This window comes from Mesorhizobium sp. M1312 (genome assembly GCF_040318115.1).
Taxonomy (GTDB): domain Bacteria; phylum Pseudomonadota; class Alphaproteobacteria; order Rhizobiales; family Rhizobiaceae; genus Mesorhizobium.
The window spans coordinates 1-624 of the sequence record NZ_JAMYLQ010000105.1 but is presented as its reverse complement, the minus strand read 5'-3'; the positions used below and the strand labels follow the sequence as shown (position 1 = coordinate 624).

Genomic DNA, 624 nt, shown 5'->3' with positions numbered 1-624 from the left:
AGCGAGGCGCTCGGCCGGATCCTCGATGTTCTGGAGCGGCGATGATCCCGGTCCCGAGCGGTGTGAAGGTGTGGCTCGCCACTGGCTATACGGATATGCGGAAAGGTTTTCCGGGTCTTTCGCTGATGGTGCAGGAGACCTTGAAGCGCGATCCGCACAGCGGTCATCTGTTCTGTTTCCGCGGGCGGCAGGGAGGGCTGATCAAGGTGATCTGGCATGACGGCCAGGGTGCCTGCCTGTTTACGAAGAAGCTCGAGCGCGGCCGGTTCATCTGGCCATCGGCGGCCGACGGAACATTGGTGATCACGCCCGCTCAGCTCGGCTATCTGCTCGAAGGCATCGACTGGCGGATGCCGCAAAAAACCTGGCGTCCGAGCTCGGCGGGATGAGCAAAATCGTTGGCATGGAGGAGCGAATATGATTCCATCGCGCCATGACCGATGCGGCCGATCAGCTTCCTGATGATCTTGCCAGTGCGCACGCGATGATCCTCGCGGAGCGTGCGGCCCGCCGGGAGGCACAAGCACTCGCCGCCCGCGCGCAAGCGGTGAACTCGCACTCGGATGCGCTGATCGCGCGGCTCCGACTGGAGATCGAGAAGCTGAAGCGCGAGATCCATGGCAG

Annotated in this window: 1 protein-coding gene and 1 pseudogene; both read left to right on the top strand. The window is 63.1% G+C overall.

Annotated elements, in window-relative coordinates; all coding sequences use genetic code 11:
* Window positions 1-389, top strand: a 389-nt coding sequence (gene tnpB, locus NKH36_RS34725) for an IS66 family insertion sequence element accessory protein TnpB (RefSeq protein ID WP_352966322.1), incomplete at its 5' end; no start/stop codon positions are given.
* Window positions 390-433: 44 nt separating this feature from the next.
* Window positions 434-624, top strand: a pseudogene (locus NKH36_RS34720) (IS66 family transposase); the annotation flags it as partial.